The organism is Azospirillum soli (genome assembly GCF_017876165.1).
In the GTDB taxonomy this organism is placed as follows: Bacteria; Pseudomonadota; Alphaproteobacteria; order Azospirillales; family Azospirillaceae; genus Azospirillum; species Azospirillum soli.
In genome coordinates this window covers 1-16,124 of record NZ_JAGINQ010000036.1, presented here as the reverse complement: position 1 = coordinate 16,124, position 16,124 = coordinate 1, and the positions used below count along the sequence as shown (strand labels likewise).

The following is a 16,124-nucleotide window of genomic DNA, read 5'->3' as shown; positions in this document are numbered from 1 at the left end:
AAAGCCGAACAGCTCGTTCACATGCCGCCGGGGTAGTTCGGCCCGCCGCCGCCCTCGGGCACGACCCAGTTGATGTTCTGGGTGGGGTCCTTGATGTCGCAGGTCTTGCAGTGCACGCAGTTCTGCGCGTTGATCTGCAGGCGCGGGGCGGTGCCGTCCTCGGCGCGCACGATCTCGTACACACCCGCCGGGCAGTAGCGCGTCTCCGGCGCGTCGTACAGCGCCAGGTTCACCCGGATCGGCGTCTCCGCGTCCTTCAGCGTCAGGTGCGCCGGCTGGTTTTCCTCGTGGTTGGTGTTCGACAGGTACACCGAGGACAGCCGGTCGAACGACACCACCCCGTCCGGCTTGGGGTAGACGATCGGCGGCGCCTCGGCAGCCTTCTTCAGCGTCGTGTGGTCGGCGTGGTGGTGCAAGGTCCACGGCGCCTTGCCCCTAGTCGCGGTCTCGAACGCCGCGTTGGCCAGCCCCGCCCACAGCCCTTTCTGGAAGCCCGGCCGGATGTTGCGCACCGCGTGCAGTTCCGACCACACCCACGACGCCTTCAGCCGCTCCGGATACTCCACCACCTCGCGGCCGTTGCTGCCGCCGGTCAGGTGCTCATAGACGGCTTCCGCCGCCACCATGCCCGACTTCATGGCGGTGTGGTTGCCCTTGATCTTGGGCACGTTCAGGAAGCCCGCCGCGTCGCCGACGATCAGCCCGCCGGGGAAGGTCAGCTTGGGGATCGACTGGAAGCCGCCCTCCGACAGCGCGCGGGCACCGTAGGCGATGCGCCGGCCGCCCTCGAAGGTCGGGCGGATGGCCGGGTGCGTCTTGTAGCGCTGGAACTCCTCGAACGGGCTGAGGTGCGGGTTGGCGTAGTCGAGCCCGACGACGAAGCCGACCGACACCAGATTGCCGTCCATGTGATAGAGCCAACTGCCGCCGTAGGTCTTGGCGTCCATCGGCCAGCCGATGGTATGGACGATCAGGCCGGGCTGGGACTTGGCGGGGTCGATCTCCCACAGCTCCTTGATGCCGAGGCCGTAGGTCTGCGGGTCGACGCCGTCGCGCAGGTTGAACGTCTCAAACAGCGTCTTGGTCAGCGAGCCGCGGCAGCCTTCGGCGAAGATGGTCTGCTTGGCGTGCAGCTCCATGCCCGGCGTGTAGTTGGCGGTCTTCGCGCCGTCCTTGCCGATGCCCATGTCGCCGGTGGCCACGCCCTTGACGGCGCCCTGCTCGTCGTACAGCACCTCGGCGGCGGCGAAGCCGGGGTAGATCTCGACGCCCAGTTCCTCGGCCTGGGCGGCCATCCAGCGGGCGAGGTTGCCGAGGCTGATGATGAAGTTGCCGTGATTGTTCATCTGCGGCGGGGTGACCGGGAACTTGTGCGCCTTGGTTTCGGTGAGGAAGACGAAGTGGTCCTCGCGGGCCGGCGTGGTCAGCGGCGCGCCTTTGTCCTTCCAGTCGGGGATCAGCTCGTCGAGCGCGTGCGGCTCGAACACGGCGCCGGAGAGCAGGTGGGCGCCGACCTCCGAGCCCTTCTCGATCACACAGACCGACAGCTCCTGCCCGGCCTCATTGGCGAGCTGTTTCAGGCGGATGGCCGCGCTCAAGCCGGACGGGCCGGCGCCGATAACCAGCACGTCGAACTCGAGACTGTCACGTGTGCTCATCTTCAATCCTCGTCGGACGCGTGCGCCAACGATGGGGCGCGCGAACGCCGTCCGGGTTCGCCGTCCAGATAAGAAAAAGGGTCGGGCGCGCACGCCCGACCAAGTGCCGCGCCCCTACGGGGTGAAGCGGAACGCGGGGGAACGCCTGGGAAACTAGAGCTGGCCGGTCAGCTCCGGCACCGCCTTGAAGAGGTCGGCGACGAGCCCGTAATCGGCCACTTGGAAGATGGGCGCTTCCTCGTCCTTGTTGATCGCGACGATGACCTTGCTGTCCTTCATGCCGGCGAGGTGCTGGATGGCCCCGGAAATGCCGACCGCGATGTACAGCTCCGGCGCCACGATCTTGCCGGTTTGCCCGACTTGGTAGTCGTTGGGAACGAAGCCGGCGTCGACCGCCGCCCGGCTCGCGCCGACCGCCGCGCCGAGCGTGTCGGCCAGTGCTTCCAGAAGCTTGAAGTTCTCGCCCGACTGCATGCCGCGCCCGCCCGACACGACGATCTTGGCCTGCGTCAGCTCGGGCCGCTCCGACTTCGTCAGCTCTTGGCTGATGAAGGTGGACTTGCCGTTGGAGGCGGAGGCGGCCAGCGTCTCTAGAGGGGCCGAACCGCCCTCGGCCGGCGCCGCCTCGAAGGCGGTGGTGCGCACGGTGACGACCTTGATCGGGTCGGCCGACTGCACGGTGGCGATGACGTTGCCGGCGTAGATCGGACGGGTGAAGGTGTCGGCGCTCTCGACCGAGAGGATGTCGGAGATCTGCGCCACGTCGAGCAGCGCGGCGACGCGTGGCAGCAGGTTCTTGCCAGCCGAAGTGGCGGGCGCGACCACATGGCTGTAGCCGCCCTTGGCGGTGTCGGCGACCAGCGGGGCGAGCGTCTCCGGGAGCTGGTGCTCCAGCGCCGCCGCGTCGGCGAGCAGCACCTTGGCGACGCCGGCGATCTTGGATGCCGCATCGGCCACCGCCCGCGCGCCTTGGCCGGCGACAAGGACGTGCACATCGGAACCGAGCAGGCAGGCGGCGGCCACGGCGTTCAGCGTGGCGGGCTTCAGGCGGGCGTTGTCGTGCTCCGCCAGGACCAGAATTGGCATGCTGAGAAACCCTGTTTTCATTCGGACGCGAGGCCGAGCGTGCTGAGCCTGGCCTCTTGTTCAAGGATCGGTCGGAACGCCGGGGAGGTGATCGCGGCAACGATCTCCTCGCGGCTCAACGCCCAGTCATCCTGCGCGTTCAGGAACTGGAAGAGCATGCCCATGGCATGCGGGCGCAGATGCGCGGGCAGCGCCGCGAACTCGTCGAGGCACCGGATGCCGGCTTCGTGGCCCGAAGTGGCGGACGCTATGCTCTGCATGCGAAAGGCCTTTGCTCCGATGGTTGCGTGCAGCGGTCAGATCACCCGCGCGTCGTTCCTGAGCTTGTCCACGAGGGCGCCCACGTCTGACACCTTGATGCCGGCCTTGCGCTTCGGCGGCTCGGCCACTTTCAGCGTGGTCAGGCGCGGGGAGAGATCGACGCCCAGGCTTTCCGCCGTGACGGTTTCCAGCGGTTTCTTCTTGGCCTTCATGATGTTGGGCAGGCTGGCGTAGCGCGGCTCGTTCAGGCGCAGGTCGGTGGTGACCACCGCCGGTAGCGTCAGTTCGACCGTCTCCAGACCGCCGTCGATCTCGCGCGTGACGGTGAGCACGCCGTCGCCGGGCACGACCTTGGAAGCAAACGTGCCCTGCGGCCAGCCGAGCAGCGCCGCCAGCATCTGGCCGGTCTGGTTGCAGTCGCCGTCGATGGCCTGCTTGCCGAGCAGCACGATCTGCGGGGCTTCCTTCTCGATCAGGGCCTTCAGCGCCTTGGCGACGCCGAGCGGTTGCACCTCGGCATCAGTCTGCACCAGGATAGCGCGATCGGCGCCGATGGCCAGGGCGGTGCGCAGCGTCTCCTGCGCGGTCGCCGGGCCGATGGAGACGGCGACCACCTCGCTGGCCTTGCCGGCCTCCTTCAGGCGGACCGCCTCTTCGACGGCGATCTCGTCGAAGGGGTTCATCGAGAACTTGACGTTGGCGGTCTCCACACCCGAGCCGTCCGCCTTCACGCGGACCTTCACGTTGTAGTCCACCACCCGCTTCACCGGGACAAGGACCTTCATGTCTTGCCTCTCTCGTTTGCCGGCCGGCGGACACCGTCGGCGGCGATATGGATCACTGCGCGGACAGGCCGCCGTCGATGGGAAGGGCGCTGCCGGTGACGAAGGACGCCTCGTCCGAGCACAGCCACAGGACGGCGGCGGCGATCTCCTCCGGTTCGGCGTAGCGGGCCATCGGGCGGCCCTCCAGCGACTGCACCGACGTTCCCAGGCCACGCACCAGATCGGTCATGACCGCGCCGGGACAGACCGCGTTGACGCGGATGTTGTCGGGGCCGTACTCGATGGCCGCCGTCCGGGTCAGCCCTACGATCGCGTGCTTGCTGGCGACGTAGGGCGATGTCAGAGCGTAGCCCTTCAGCCCCGCGACCGACGATGCGTTGACGATGGCGCCACCGCCCTGCGCCAGCATCTGGCGGATCTCGTGCTTCATGCACAGCCAGACGCCTTTCAGATTGACGGCGATCGTCCGGTCCCAATCGTCCTCGCTGCACTCGGCCGTCCTGGCCTTCACGGGCAGAATGCCGGCGTTGTTGAACGCGCAGTCGATGCGGCCGTAATGGGCGACGGCGGCGGCCACCATCGCCTCGACCGAAGCAGCGTCCGCGACGTCGACGGGGACGAAGACCGCCGAGCCGCCCTCGCCAGCGATCAGCGAGACGGTTTCCTCACCGCTGGGCCGCGCGATGTCGGCGACCACGACGCGGGCGCCGCTTCGCGCGAAGGCCAGGGCCGTGGCGCGGCCGATGCCGCTCCCGGCGCCCGTGACCAGCGCCACGCGGTCGCCGTGCCGCTCGTGCTGTTGTCGAACCATGTCGTTTCCTTCTGCTCCTGCGGCGCGGGACCGGCCAGGCGGTGAGTCAGACCGCCGAGGCCGCCTGGCCCCGCAGCGTGCGCTTCAGCACCTTGCCGGCCGCGTTGACGGGCAAGGCCTCCACCAGCGCGACACGGCGCGGCACCTTGTAGTTCGCGAGGTTCGCGCGTGACCATGCGATGATGTCCGCCTCGCTCGCCGAGGCGCCGGACCGCAGGACGACGAAGGCGTGTCCAACCTCGCCCAGCCGGCCGTCGGGAACGCCGACGACCGCGACCTGCGCGATGTCCGGATGCGCGGCCATCAGCCGTTCGATCTCCGCCGGATAGCAGTTGAAGCCGCCGCTGATGTACATGTCCTTCAGCCGGTCGAGGATGCGGATGTTGCCGTTCTCGTCGAGCGAGCCGATGTCGCCGGTGTGCAGCCAGCCGTCCTCGTCGATGGTGTCGCGCGTCGCCTTCGCGTCGTTGAAGTAGCCGCGCATCACGTTGTAGCCGCGGATGACGATCTCGCCGGTTTCATTGGGCCCCAGCGCCTGGCCGTCCGGGCCGATGCAGCGCACTTCCGTGCCGGGAATGGCCGCCCCCGACGTGTTGGCGATCACCTCCACCGGCGCACCGTCCGGCGTGATGGTGGCGAAGCCGCAGCTCTCGGTCAGTCCGTAGGCGGTGTGAACCCTGGAAAAGCCCAACTCCTCGCGCATGCGGCGCACGAGAACCGGCGGGATGGAGGAGGCGCCGGTGACCGCGGCCCGCAGGCTGGACAGGTCGAGCCCGCGCCGGTCCTCGGCCAGCAGCCCCTCGAACAGGGTCGGCGGGCCGGGAATGAGCGTGACCTTGTCCTCGACGATGCGGCGAAGCACCGCGCCCGGCGTGAAGACGCTCTGCGGCAGCATCGTCGCCCCGGTCAGGAGGTCGAGCACCCAGCCGTACTTGTACCCGAAGGTGTGGAAGAACGGCGTGATGACGAGATGCCGGTCGTGCGGCCCGACCCCGACCACCTCGGCCCAGGTCGCCACGCCGCGCAGGTTCTGCCCGTGCGCCGTCAGCACGCCCTTGGGAAAGCCGGTGGTGCCGGAGGTGAAGATCATGTCCGACAGGTCGTCGGGGGAAACCGCGTCCAGGCGCCGCGCGGCCTCCTCCTCCGGCGTGCGGTCGGCCAGCGCGAGGAACTCGTCCCAGCTCCGGTCGCCGTTGCGGGGGGTGCCGATGACGAAGCAATGCTCGATACCGACCTTATGGCCGCTCAGCATCGCCGGATAATACTCGCCGAGGAAATCGCCGACCGAGAAGAGGATGCGCGCCTCGCTGCGGTTGAGGATGTCGGCGACCTCGGTCCCCTTCATGCGGGTGCTGATGGGGACGATGATGGCGCCGACGCTGTGGATGCCAAGCCCGGCGAAGACCCATTCGGGAATGTTCGGCGCCCAGACGGCGACGCGGTCGCCATGACGCACGCCCAGCGTAAGCAGGGCACGCGCCGCCGTCCGGCGCAGCCGTTCCACCTCCGTGAAGCTGTAGCTCCGCCCATCCGCCATGATGGCCGTCGCGTTGCCGAACCGTTCCGCCGCGAGGCACGCCAGACGCGGAATCGTGGTGCGTTCGTAATCCATGCTTGTCGCTGCCCTGCATACACGAAGAATGGTGATCGGACGGTGCCGGAGGTCAGACCGTGTAGCCGCCGTCGACCTGGATGACCTGGCCGGTCACGAAGGCCGCCCGCGACGATGCCAGATAGGCGACGGCCTCGGCCACATCCTCGGGCTTGCCGTTGCGGCGCAGCGGCGTGTGCTCGGCCGCAGCCTTCAGATAGGTCTCGTTGATGTAGCCCTGGTCCGACAGCGCGTTGAACTGCCCCGCCTCGATCAGGCCCAGACCGACGCCGTTGGCGCGGACGCCGAAGCGCCCCTCCTCCCGCGCGATGCCCCGCATGATGGCGTAGACGCCCGCCTTGGGAACGACGGACAGCCCGTCCGCCGGGGCGTAGCGCCAGAAGGCCGCCGTCTGGACCGCCACGATGGAACCCTTCGACGCGCGCAGATGCGGCAGCGCCGCGTGCACGACCGTGTAGAAGCCCAGCGTGTCCTGGAGCAGGTGCCGCTTCATCGTTTCGGGATCGACCCTGCTGAGATGAAGCAGCGGCACCACCGGACCGGCCGCGTAGACCACCGTGTGGATGCCGCCGAAGCGGTCGGCGGTGTCGTTGACGAGCGCGGCCACGCCCTCGCCGTCCTCCAGGTCGAGCCGGACGGCCTCGGCCCTGCGGCCGGCGGCGCGGACGAGTTCCGCCGCCTGCTCGGCGCGCGCCGCGTTGCGCAGGTAAGTCAGGACGACGTCGCAGCCTTCGCGGGCCAGCGTTTGTCCGATCACCGACCCGACGCCGCCGCTGCCGCCGACGACGATGGCGGCGCCTTCGGGGAAAGCGCGATCACGAGAAGTCATGGTGCATGATCCTAAGTCAGGTCGATCCGGCGGCCGAGCCCCGGCACCGGCGCGCCGGCGGCGTAGGCTGCGGCGTGGCGCTCCAGCGCCGCGCGCACGGCGGGATCGGTGATGGGGGTGGAGCGCCGCGTGCCGAGATCCACGTTGACCGAGACGATCTCGGTCAACGCCGCGCGGCGCGCGCTCTGCTGGTCGATGATCTCGTGAACGTGATGGACACGGCGGGAGTCGAGCGCTGCGATCCAGCCGCGCACCTCGATCGCGCTGTCCACGAGCAGTTCCCGCTCGTAACGGGTGTGCCGCTCGACGCGGAACATCCCGTGCCCATTGCGTTCGATGTAGGGTTCGCCGATCCCCAGTTCGGCGAAGAAGGCCATCTCCGCCGACAGGAAGACATGATCGTAGAAGGCCACGTTCATGTGGCGGTTGGCGTCAACCCAGTCCTCCAGGACACGGCCGCGAAAGCTGACGAAGTACGGGACAGTCATGGGGAAACGCCGCGCCGTTGCGGGTGGCCCGGCTCCGGCCGGGGGTCGGCGCCGGGCCACCAGGGATGGAAGACGGGTGGATCAGCAGCCGGCGCGCTTTTGCAGACCGTCCTCACGCACGCGGTTGGGCGTCTCGATCACCCCCAGGCTCTCCGGGCCGAACAGGAAGTGCGAGCTCTTGCTGGCCGACAGCTTGGCGTACATGTTCTTCACGCTGCCGCTGTTCTCCTCCAGCCACGCCGCCAGCTTCGGCCCCTCCGTGCTGCCCGTCGCCTCGACCGCCGCCTTCATGATGTACAGCGGGATGTAGGCCCCCGACACCGTGGCCGGCGGCAGCTTCGCCGACATCTTCGGATCGTACGCCTTCAGCCGCTGCACGAACTGCGCGTACTCCGACGACCCCACTGGATCGCCCGAGCAGTGGGTCAGCCCCGGATACTGCGTCCCCAGCAGGTTTGTGAAGGCTTCGTCGTCCAGGCTCTTGCCGATGGTCGGGCTGTAGTTGCCCACCGAGTTGGAGCCGACGACCTTGATGTTCCAGTCGATGTCCTGAAGCGTCTTCAGCAGCTTGGCCAAATCCTCGGGCGAACTGGTGAAGAAGACCAGCGTGTCCGGCTTCTTCTTGCGCAGCGACAGGAGCTGGGGCGTCATGTCATCGACATGGTACGGGTATTCCTGAACGCCGGCGGGTTCGATCTTCAGCTCGGCCAAGCGCTTGCGGATGGACTCCATGCCGGTCTTGGACTGGCCGCCGTTGTCGCCGAGCAGGGCCGGCGCCTTCGACTTCAGCACCGTGACGGCGTAGTCGATCATGCGGATGCCCTGCCCTTCGGCGCTGGGGATCAGCGAGAAATGGTACGGGCCGATCTGCGGTGTCAGCGCAAGCGAGGCAGCGGTGGAGATCTGGAACAGCTTCGCCTCGGTGAGCACCGGCACCATGGCCAGCGCTTCCTGGCTCACCGCCGGGCCGACCACCATGTCGACCTTTTCCTGGAGGGCGAGGCGCTTGGCCTCGTTGACGGCGATGGAGGGATCGGTCTGGGTGTCGCCAAGGACGAGTTCGACCTTGCGCCCGGCGATGCCGCCCGCCTTGTTGATCTCGTCCACCGCCATTTTCGCGCCGAGGACGTAGGACTCGCCGATCAGGCCACCTGGACCGGTCAGCGAGAACAGACCGCCGACGCGAATCGGAGCGTCCGACTGCGCGGCGGCCGGAGACGGCGCGGCCGAGAACGCCAGACCGGCCAGCATGGCGGCCGATGCCATCAGAAAGCGCCGGCGCCCCGACGCGGCACGGATCGCGGAAAGCTTGCGAATCACTGTATTCCTCCCAGCATTTTCTAAGTTTCTACATGCGCCGGCAGCAACGCCACCTCCAGGGCACGCCGAGCCCCGAACTCACGAAGTTCATACAGCACGAACGGCAAATAACCAGCATCGTCTGAACAGACTAGTCATGCACGCCCCCCTGAAATCCTCCGGGCGATCTTGCCCGGTTTTCAGGAAGACGCAAGAGTCACGCCTGCCCGGTGCCGCCCAGGGCGGCGGCGCTGCTGAGAAGTATGCTTACCAGCTCCGATTGCCGATTGATCAGCATCTTCGAGAAGATCGAGCGAAGATGGGCGCGCGCCGTGTTGCGGCTGATGTCCAGATCGACCGCCGCCTCCTCCAGCGACAACCCGTCGGTCAGCAGGATGGCCAGGGCGGATTCCGCGGGCGTCAGATCGAAGAGCTGGCGGAGCATGTCCTTCTTGACCTCGGGCTTGCGCTCCGGATCGCGGATGAACAGCGCGACGGCGGCGCTGCGGATCCCGGCGAAGCGGTCGTTCGGCCCGATGCGCTGGATGACGATGCCGAGGTTCCGGACACCCGACGGCCGGGCGATCGACGCCGCGACGGCCCCGGCGCCGCTGGCGTGGCGCGCCACCTCCTTCACGCGCCGCTGCAACTCCACGTCATCGGCGGGATAGGCCGCATGCAGGCACCCGTTGATGATCTTCAGCCCGTCCTTCTCGGCCAGCAGCGCTTCCGCCAGACCGGTGGTGCGCAGGACCCGGCCGGACTCGTCCAGGATGATGGCGCCGACCATCAGCCGATCCATGGCGCTGGAATACAGCCGCCGCTCCGACTCCATCAGGTCGATGGTCGAGCACAGCGCGAGCGCGCGCTTGAGATGGGGAAGCAGCAGGGCGCACGCGACCTCCTCCCGTGCGTCGAACGGTTGGGCGTGCGCGTCGCGGCACAGCCGCAAGCGGCACTCCGTACCATCCTCGGTGCGGATGTTGACCGCCAGCATGCGATTGATGCCGGCCGGCGCCAGGAGAGCCCGGCCATAAGGCGAGTCGGCGAACCGCGCGTCGGCGCCCAGATCGTTCAGCGCCTCGATCTGGTCGGCCCGTAGGGCGGCCAGGGGATCGGCGCCGATCGCCAGCACCGGCCGCATGGAACCGTTGCCGATCATGACGGTCTCGTCGCTGCCGCCCGGCGAGCGGACGGTCAGAATGATGGTGTCGACAGCCAGCGGACCGCGCAAACGCTCCAGCAGCCCGGTCCAGCGAACCCGCTCCGCGAGTCCGTCATAGATCACGCCGACCAGGGCGTTCAGGTCGGCGCCGCCGGACGCCTCGGCCGGCTGGCCGGCGACCATGGCGGCAACCGGCCAGTCGGTGTTTTGGGTCGTCCGCGCGAACCCGCCGGCCATCTCGGCCGAAAGCCTGCGCTGCAGCGGCGCGCGGTGCAGGGATGCGATGCTTTCCATTGCGTGTCCTCCCGAGATCCCGAACTGCCCAATGCTTCGGCGCCGGGTCGCCACGGCTTGTCGCCGCCTCTCGACATTGATGACGAAAATTCGTCATGAGTCAACAATGATAGTTTGACGAACCACCACATCCGCTCCTGTGCCTGTTGCAAAATCTGCAATTTTCTGCGATTTTCCAACGGACGCGAGTTCGTCTTTTATGTCGAAAATCAGTCATTGCTCTTCGTATTTGGCGCTGGCGGCCACCATTCCGGCCCCTTCGGCGCGCCTCGGCGATACCCAACGGGAATGGACTGCCAGGGAGGGAAAACATGGACTTGTTTCTAAAGGACCGCGTGGCGGTGGTGACCGGCGCGGCCAACGGAATCGGGCGGGTGACGGCGATGACCTTCGCGGCCGAGGGGGCCGCCGTGGCGCTGGTTGACCTCGACGAAACGGCGCTGGAGGAGGTTGCCGATACGATCCGCGCCCAGGGCGGGCGGGCCCTCCCAGTCCGGGCGGATTGCTCCGACTCGGCCGTGGCGCGGGACTCCTACCGGCGAATCGAAGCCGAGCTGGGGCCGGCCGACATCCTAGTCAATAACGTCGGGCAGAGCGCGCGCAACCGCATGACGCCGTTCGTCAGCGCCGACCTGGACACGCTGGATTTCCTGCTCGCGGTCAACCTCAAATCCTGCATCCTGTGGTCGCGGCAGGTGATCGAGGGCATGTGCAAGCGCCGCTACGGCCGAATCGTCAACATCACGTCGGAAGCGGCGGTGATGGGCTCACCGCTCACCTGGGATTATGGAGCGGCCAAGGCGGGCGTGATCGGATTCACCCGCGCCCTGGCGCGGGAAGTGGCTCCGTCGGGGGTTACGGTCAACGCGGTCGGTCCGGGGATCACGCGCACCCGCGCGGTCGAACAGTTGCCGCCGGACGTCACGGAAAAGGTTCTGTCCACCATCCCGATGAAGACGATGGGCGAGCCCGAGGACATCGCCAACGCCATCACATTCCTTGCCAGCGACCGGAGCCGCTACGTCACCGGACAAACCCTGCTGGTGAACGGCGGCCACTGGATGCTGTGACCGTCAACGGGGACGGCGCCCGCGTGCGGGCGCCTTTCTTGCTCAGGAACCTTGCTTAAGAACCGCTGCCCGCCAGCCGTTCCAGAACTTCGAGATCCTGGCGCAGGTTGCGGATGGCGGCCCCCAGGCTGTCGGCGGCAGGGGTGGTCCGGGAACCCCCGTCGCTGGCCAGACCGCGCATGGCGATGTCTACGATCTCTTCCGCGATCTGCTGCGGCGTCCGCTTGCCCTTGGGCGAGTACCACCAGCTGGTCCAGTTGGCCATGCCGATGATGGCGAAGGCGGCGATCCGGGCGTCGAGCGCGCGGAACTCCCCGACACGGACCCCCTCGGACACCATCTCCGTGTAGATGTCGAGGATCTGGCGCTTGTGCCGGCTGTACAGCGCCGCCAGATCGGTGGGCATCTCGGCTTCCAGACGGCTCAGGACGAGGAAGCGCGGACCGCCGCTCAGGCGGCGGACGATTCCCTGAACGACCGCCATCTTCAAACGCTGAGTCGGCGTCAGGTCCGTCCGGTCGAGCAATGCGACTAGATTGTTGTAAGGAACGGTGGATTCTTCCTCCACCAACGTTGACAAAATTTGTTCCTTATTTTTAAAATAATGGTAAACTGATGAACGCTTCAAACCCAATTCTTCAGCAATATCGTTAATGCTCGTTTGCGCATAGCCTTTTGAATAGAAAAGTTCGGCCGCTTTGTTGATCAATTCGTCCCTTACAAGTTCCTTCCTGACATTATCGGCCATATTCGCTCCGCTACGCATTCCGCCTCGCCATCGAGGCCCGGTTATCATCTTGATTGTCGCTCATCGCTGCACAGCGCGGGCGTCCCGATATTATTGGGAAGCGCCATCCGCAACAACGCTGAATTGGTTCGTCATTCGATTTCGGGGCGGCAACGGGCGCCGCGCCTTTCGCGCGGGCGCCCGTTGCCGCCCCCCACACCGTCAGTAAAGCTGGTCAAGCAGAGCCTTGTCGTAGCCGAGAGCCTCCGACCAGCGTCCGTTCCGGACCTTCTCCAGCCAATGCGGATCGGCGAGCAGCGCGCGCCCGACCGCGATCAGGTCGAACTCTTCCCGATCGAGGCAAGCCTCCAACGCGTCGATGCTGGCCGGAGCGGCCGATCTCAGACCTGCCTGGTCAAGGCCGACGCTCCCGACCGCAAGGGCTGGCCGGCCCGTCACCCGCTTGGCCCAGCCGGCCAGCGTCAGCGGGCTGCCTTCGAAAGCCGGCTCCCAGTAGCGCCGGGTCGACGCGTGGAACAGCGACACGCCGGCATCCGCGAACGGCTCCAGCAACCGCTGGAGGTCATCGGGGGTCTCGGCCAGCCGCGCCGTGTAGTCCTGCTGCTTCCATTGCGAAAAGCGCAGTGAGATTGGAAAGTCGGGACCGACGCGCCGGCGGATCGCCGTCACCACCTCGACGCCGAACCGCGTGCGCGCCACCAGGTCGCCGCCGTAACGGTCGCTGCGGCGGTTGGTCCTGGCCCACAGGAACTCGTCGATCAGGTATCCGTGCGCGCCGTGCAACTCCACACCGTCGAAGCCGAGCCTCTGCGCATCGGCCGCGGCCTGCGCGTAGGCATCGATCACCGCGGCGATGTCCGCCTCGGTCATCGCCTTCGTCGGTTCGGTGGTCTTCGCGTACTCGTTCAGGTTTTCCGAGGGGCCGAAGGCCGGCACGGTGGGATCGGGACCGTCGCCGGGGCGGCGGAAGCTGCCGGTGTGCCAGAGCTGCGGAAAGATGCGCCCGCCAGCGGCGTGCACGCGCTCCCGCACCATCGCCCACCCGTCCAGCCCGGCACCGTGGAAGCGCGGCACCCCTTCATAGCTGGCGGCGGACGGATGGTCGATGTAGGTCCCTTCGGTGATGATCAGGCCGACGCCGTGCCGCGCGCGGCGTTCGTAATAGGCCGCGACCGCCTCGGTCGGCATGCCGTCCGGGCAGAAATAGCGCGACATCGGGGCCATGACGACCCGGTTGCGCAGCTCCAGCGCGCCGATCCGGAACGGTTCAAGGAGGGGGGAAGCCCGGTCGTTCATCCTTGATCCTCAACGAACGCGGACCGACGCAACGTCGTTGCCCCGGCGCATGCGGTTGATGAATTCGCCCAGCGGCGCCGGTTCGGCCAAGGGCGCATCCGCCGATCCGGCGGCTTCCCAGAAGAGCTTCCAGGACGGGAACAGTTCATGGAACGAGCCGTCGTAGGCATCGCGGCCGGGCCAGCGCATCTTCTGCGGGCCGATCGGCGGCTTGTTGAGATCGGTGGCGTACCAGTACAGCGGCATCCGCCGCCGGAAGTACCATCGGCCGTCGCGGCGCTCATAGCGGTCGAAGTACATCATTTGCATGATGACCCACTCGTCGCCGGTCTCGTGCTCGTTCTTCGAATAGACGATGCCCTGGGCGCTGTCGGGGGTGTCGAACTCGATGATGTGGTTGCCGATGTGGTGGGCGGTGCCGGTGAACTGGTTGCGCAGCGTGTCGTCGAACCAGGCGCGCAGGGCGCGCCGGCCGGTCGCGTCCTTGCCGACGCGGATGTCCTCCGGGAAAAGCCCGACCAGCGCGTCGAGGTCGCGCATGTCGAGGGCGAGGCTGTACTTCGCGGCGAGTTGCCGGATCTCGTCCAGCGATTCAAGCCGGTCCAGCCGGGCGAGGATGCCCGTTGCCGAAACGTCGTCGCTCATGTCTGTGCTTTCCGAACGTGATGGAACGGTTGTGGGATGGCCATGGACGCCGGAGCGTCAGGTGGCGACACTGGCGGCGGCGGCCAGATAGGCCGGCGCCTCGCCGCCGCCGTGCACGACGAGGTTCGCCCCCGTGACGTAGGAGGCGTTCGGCGAGGTGAGGTAGAGGCACGCCTGGGCGATGTCGTCGGGCTTGGCCATCCGCTGCAACGGAATGGTGCGGGCGACCGCCGCCAGGCCCTCGTCGCCGCCGTAGTGGTACAGCGCGCTTTCCGTGTGGACGAGGCCGGGCGTCACCGACACCACCCGCACCCGTGGCGCCCATTCCAACGCCAGCGACTGAACGAGGTTGATGATGCCCGCCTTGGCGGCACCGTAGGCGGCGGTGCCCGGCGACGGGCGGAGCCCGCTGACGCTGGCGACGAAGAGGATGACACCACCGCCCTCCTGCTCCTGCATGATGGCGTTGGCCTTCTGGGCGGCCCAGAACGGTGCCACCAGATTCAAGCGCACGACGCCCTCGATCAGGCGCGGCGACGACGTCGCCGCCGGCACGTGCGGCGTGCCGCCCGCGTTGTTGATCAGCACGTCGAGGCGGCCGTGGCGCGCGGCGATCTCGTCGAACACGGTCGCGATGCCGGCGACGTCGGCGAGGTCCAGAGCCATGAACTCCGCACGGGCGTCCCCCACGGCCGGCAGGCTGTCGGGCGGGGTCCGGCCGGTGACGATCACCTTGGCCCCGGCATTCAGATAGGTCTGGGCGGTGACGGCGCCGATGCCGCGCGTGCCGCCGGTGATGAGCACCACTTTGTTCGAGTAGTCGCAGCTTGATCCGCCAAACATCGTCTTCCCACACTCCGCATGTCGTGGCGCCGAGTGTAGCCGCGATGCCATGCCGCGGCATCGTCCGTTAGGATTAGAGCACGTCGCCCCACCCGCTCCGTATTGGTAGAGCCGGGAACCCGCCCGACCATCGCCTGTTTGCAGGCGGAGCACAGACCCTGCATTCCGGATCGATCATGAACATCTCAGCAGAATCGCGGCGGAGTGGCTGGCTCCTCGCCGCCTGCGTCGCGGTCGGCGCCCTGCTCGCCGCCTGCCAGAGCCCGGCCGATCCCTCGCAGCCGCCGGCCGGCGTCGCCGACCGGTCGTCCTATGTGAACGGGTGCGAGAACGGGCGGGCCGAAGCCCAGTTCCCCGATGGTCCCGACATCGTGCGCCGGATCCCGGTCGCCGAGGGCCCGCGACGGGATTGGGAGGCCGGCTACCGCGCCTGCTTCGACGACGCGGTCCGCTACCCGAGGAGCGCCGTCGTCGGCCGCTGACCCTTTCCCTGCACGGAAAAAGGGCCGGGCCCCGGATGGGGGACCCGGCCCGAGGCGAGCACCCGGCCCAGGGAGGAAGCGCAAGTGCTGTCCGCGAGTGCCGTGCCCCGCGCGGCTCACGCCGCCGCGCGCACCCCCGGCGGGTTGCCGCGCAAGACCCCGGCGCGCAGGTCGTGCGGGTCGAGCCGCCGGATCAGCGCCAGCTGCTCCGCCGTCGGCGCCGCCGTCTCGGCGATCTCCCCGTCCCGGTGCAGCGCAAAGCCGGTCGCCGCCTGCACCTCCTCGAAGGTCACCCCGGGATGCAGCGAGCGCACCCGGATCGCCCGCTGCGGGCCTTCGAAGTCCAGCACGCACAGGTCGGTCACGATCAGCCGCAGGTCCACGAAGTCCGCCCGCGCCCCGGCCGGCCAGCGCTCCGCCCGGTAGCCCACCCCGGCCACCATGTCGACCTCGCCCTCCACGAACACCCGCCGCCCGTGCGCCGGCACGAACATCGAGTTGGCGTGGTTCAGGCTGTTGCCCGGAAAGCCGCGCACCCCGAGCATCTGCACCTTCGGCCGCGCGTACGCGCCCAGGCACGAGATGTTCGACTGCCCCCAGCGGTCGATCTGCGTCGGCCCGACCATGGCGTGCCGCTGCCCGTGCCACACGCAGTCAAAGATGCGCGAGAACGGCATCCAGCCGGACGGCCGCGGCGGCGCGGCGCGCGGCCCCAGCGGCACCGGCTCCTCGACCAGATGCGCCTCGCCGTC

At 68.0% G+C, this 16,124-nt stretch carries 17 protein-coding genes; 2 read left to right on the top strand and 15 right to left on the bottom strand.

What is annotated here, in order from left to right:
• Positions 1–17: 17 nt before the first annotated feature.
• From J2852_RS29430 to J2852_RS29385, 10 genes are all read right to left on the bottom strand, one after another.
• Entirely contained in the window at positions 18–1,658 is a 1,641-nt protein-coding gene (locus tag J2852_RS29430; RefSeq protein ID WP_209882564.1) for an electron transfer flavoprotein-ubiquinone oxidoreductase, read from the bottom strand.
• Positions 1,659–1,811: 153 nt separating this feature from the next.
• A complete protein-coding gene (locus J2852_RS29425; protein ID WP_209882562.1) occupies positions 1,812–2,744 on the bottom strand; it encodes an electron transfer flavoprotein subunit alpha/FixB family protein in 933 nt (310 codons plus the stop codon).
• Positions 2,745–2,761: 17 nt separating this feature from the next.
• On the bottom strand, positions 2,762–3,004 hold the full coding sequence (locus J2852_RS29420; protein ID WP_209882560.1) for a hypothetical protein: 243 nt from the start codon (positions 3,002–3,004) through the stop codon (positions 2,762–2,764).
• Positions 3,005–3,040: 36 nt separating this feature from the next.
• Positions 3,041–3,790, bottom strand: a complete 750-nt coding sequence (locus J2852_RS29415) for an electron transfer flavoprotein subunit beta/FixA family protein (protein ID WP_209882558.1) — start codon at positions 3,788–3,790, stop codon at positions 3,041–3,043.
• Positions 3,791–3,842: 52 nt separating this feature from the next.
• A complete protein-coding gene (locus J2852_RS29410; protein ID WP_209882556.1) occupies positions 3,843–4,601 on the bottom strand; it encodes a glucose 1-dehydrogenase in 759 nt (252 codons plus the stop codon).
• A gap of 46 nt (positions 4,602–4,647) precedes the next feature.
• Positions 4,648–6,213, bottom strand: coding sequence for a FadD3 family acyl-CoA ligase (locus J2852_RS29405; protein ID WP_209882554.1), 1,566 nt, complete (start codon positions 6,211–6,213; stop codon positions 4,648–4,650).
• Between the two features lie 52 nt (positions 6,214–6,265).
• The gene (locus J2852_RS29400) at positions 6,266–7,042 is read right to left on the bottom strand and encodes an SDR family NAD(P)-dependent oxidoreductase (RefSeq protein ID WP_209882552.1); all 777 of its coding nucleotides are present in this window, start codon (positions 7,040–7,042) and stop codon (positions 6,266–6,268) included.
• 11 nt (positions 7,043–7,053) lie between these two features.
• A complete protein-coding gene (locus tag J2852_RS29395) occupies positions 7,054–7,530 on the bottom strand; it encodes an acyl-CoA thioesterase (protein WP_209882550.1) in 477 nt (158 codons plus the stop codon).
• An 81-nt stretch (positions 7,531–7,611) separates the two neighbouring features.
• Positions 7,612–8,850, bottom strand: coding sequence for an ABC transporter substrate-binding protein (locus J2852_RS29390; protein WP_209882548.1), 1,239 nt, complete (start codon positions 8,848–8,850; stop codon positions 7,612–7,614).
• A 196-nt stretch (positions 8,851–9,046) separates the two neighbouring features.
• Positions 9,047–10,288 carry a helix-turn-helix transcriptional regulator gene (locus J2852_RS29385; protein ID WP_209882546.1) on the bottom strand — a complete coding sequence of 414 codons (1,242 nt, stop codon included), beginning with the start codon at positions 10,286–10,288 and terminating at the stop codon, positions 9,047–9,049.
• 311 nt (positions 10,289–10,599) lie between these two features.
• On the opposite strand from J2852_RS29385, the gene J2852_RS29380 reads away from it, so the two are divergent.
• Positions 10,600–11,358, top strand: coding sequence for an SDR family NAD(P)-dependent oxidoreductase (locus tag J2852_RS29380; protein WP_209882544.1), 759 nt, complete (start codon positions 10,600–10,602; stop codon positions 11,356–11,358).
• Positions 11,359–11,413: 55 nt separating this feature from the next.
• Here the strand turns inward: J2852_RS29380 and J2852_RS29375 are convergent, their stop codons facing one another.
• The 4 genes from J2852_RS29375 to J2852_RS29360 form a co-directional block, all read right to left on the bottom strand.
• On the bottom strand, positions 11,414–12,106 hold the full coding sequence (locus J2852_RS29375) for a TetR/AcrR family transcriptional regulator (protein WP_209882543.1): 693 nt from the start codon (positions 12,104–12,106) through the stop codon (positions 11,414–11,416).
• A gap of 201 nt (positions 12,107–12,307) precedes the next feature.
• Entirely contained in the window at positions 12,308–13,402 is a 1,095-nt protein-coding gene (locus J2852_RS29370; protein WP_209882541.1) for an NADH:flavin oxidoreductase, read from the bottom strand.
• 9 nt (positions 13,403–13,411) lie between these two features.
• Positions 13,412–14,047, bottom strand: coding sequence for a nuclear transport factor 2 family protein (locus tag J2852_RS29365; RefSeq protein ID WP_209882539.1), 636 nt, complete (start codon positions 14,045–14,047; stop codon positions 13,412–13,414).
• Between the two features lie 57 nt (positions 14,048–14,104).
• Positions 14,105–14,890, bottom strand: coding sequence for an SDR family oxidoreductase (locus J2852_RS29360; RefSeq protein WP_209882538.1), 786 nt, complete (start codon positions 14,888–14,890; stop codon positions 14,105–14,107).
• Positions 14,891–15,066: 176 nt separating this feature from the next.
• On the opposite strand from J2852_RS29360, the gene J2852_RS29355 reads away from it, so the two are divergent.
• Positions 15,067–15,372 carry a hypothetical protein gene (locus J2852_RS29355; RefSeq protein ID WP_209882537.1) on the top strand — a complete coding sequence of 102 codons (306 nt, stop codon included), beginning with the start codon at positions 15,067–15,069 and terminating at the stop codon, positions 15,370–15,372.
• Between the two features lie 116 nt (positions 15,373–15,488).
• Here J2852_RS29355 and J2852_RS29350 read toward each other — a convergent pair.
• The coding region (locus tag J2852_RS29350; protein ID WP_343206848.1) for a CoA-transferase at positions 15,489–16,124 on the bottom strand (636 nt) is incomplete at its 5' end.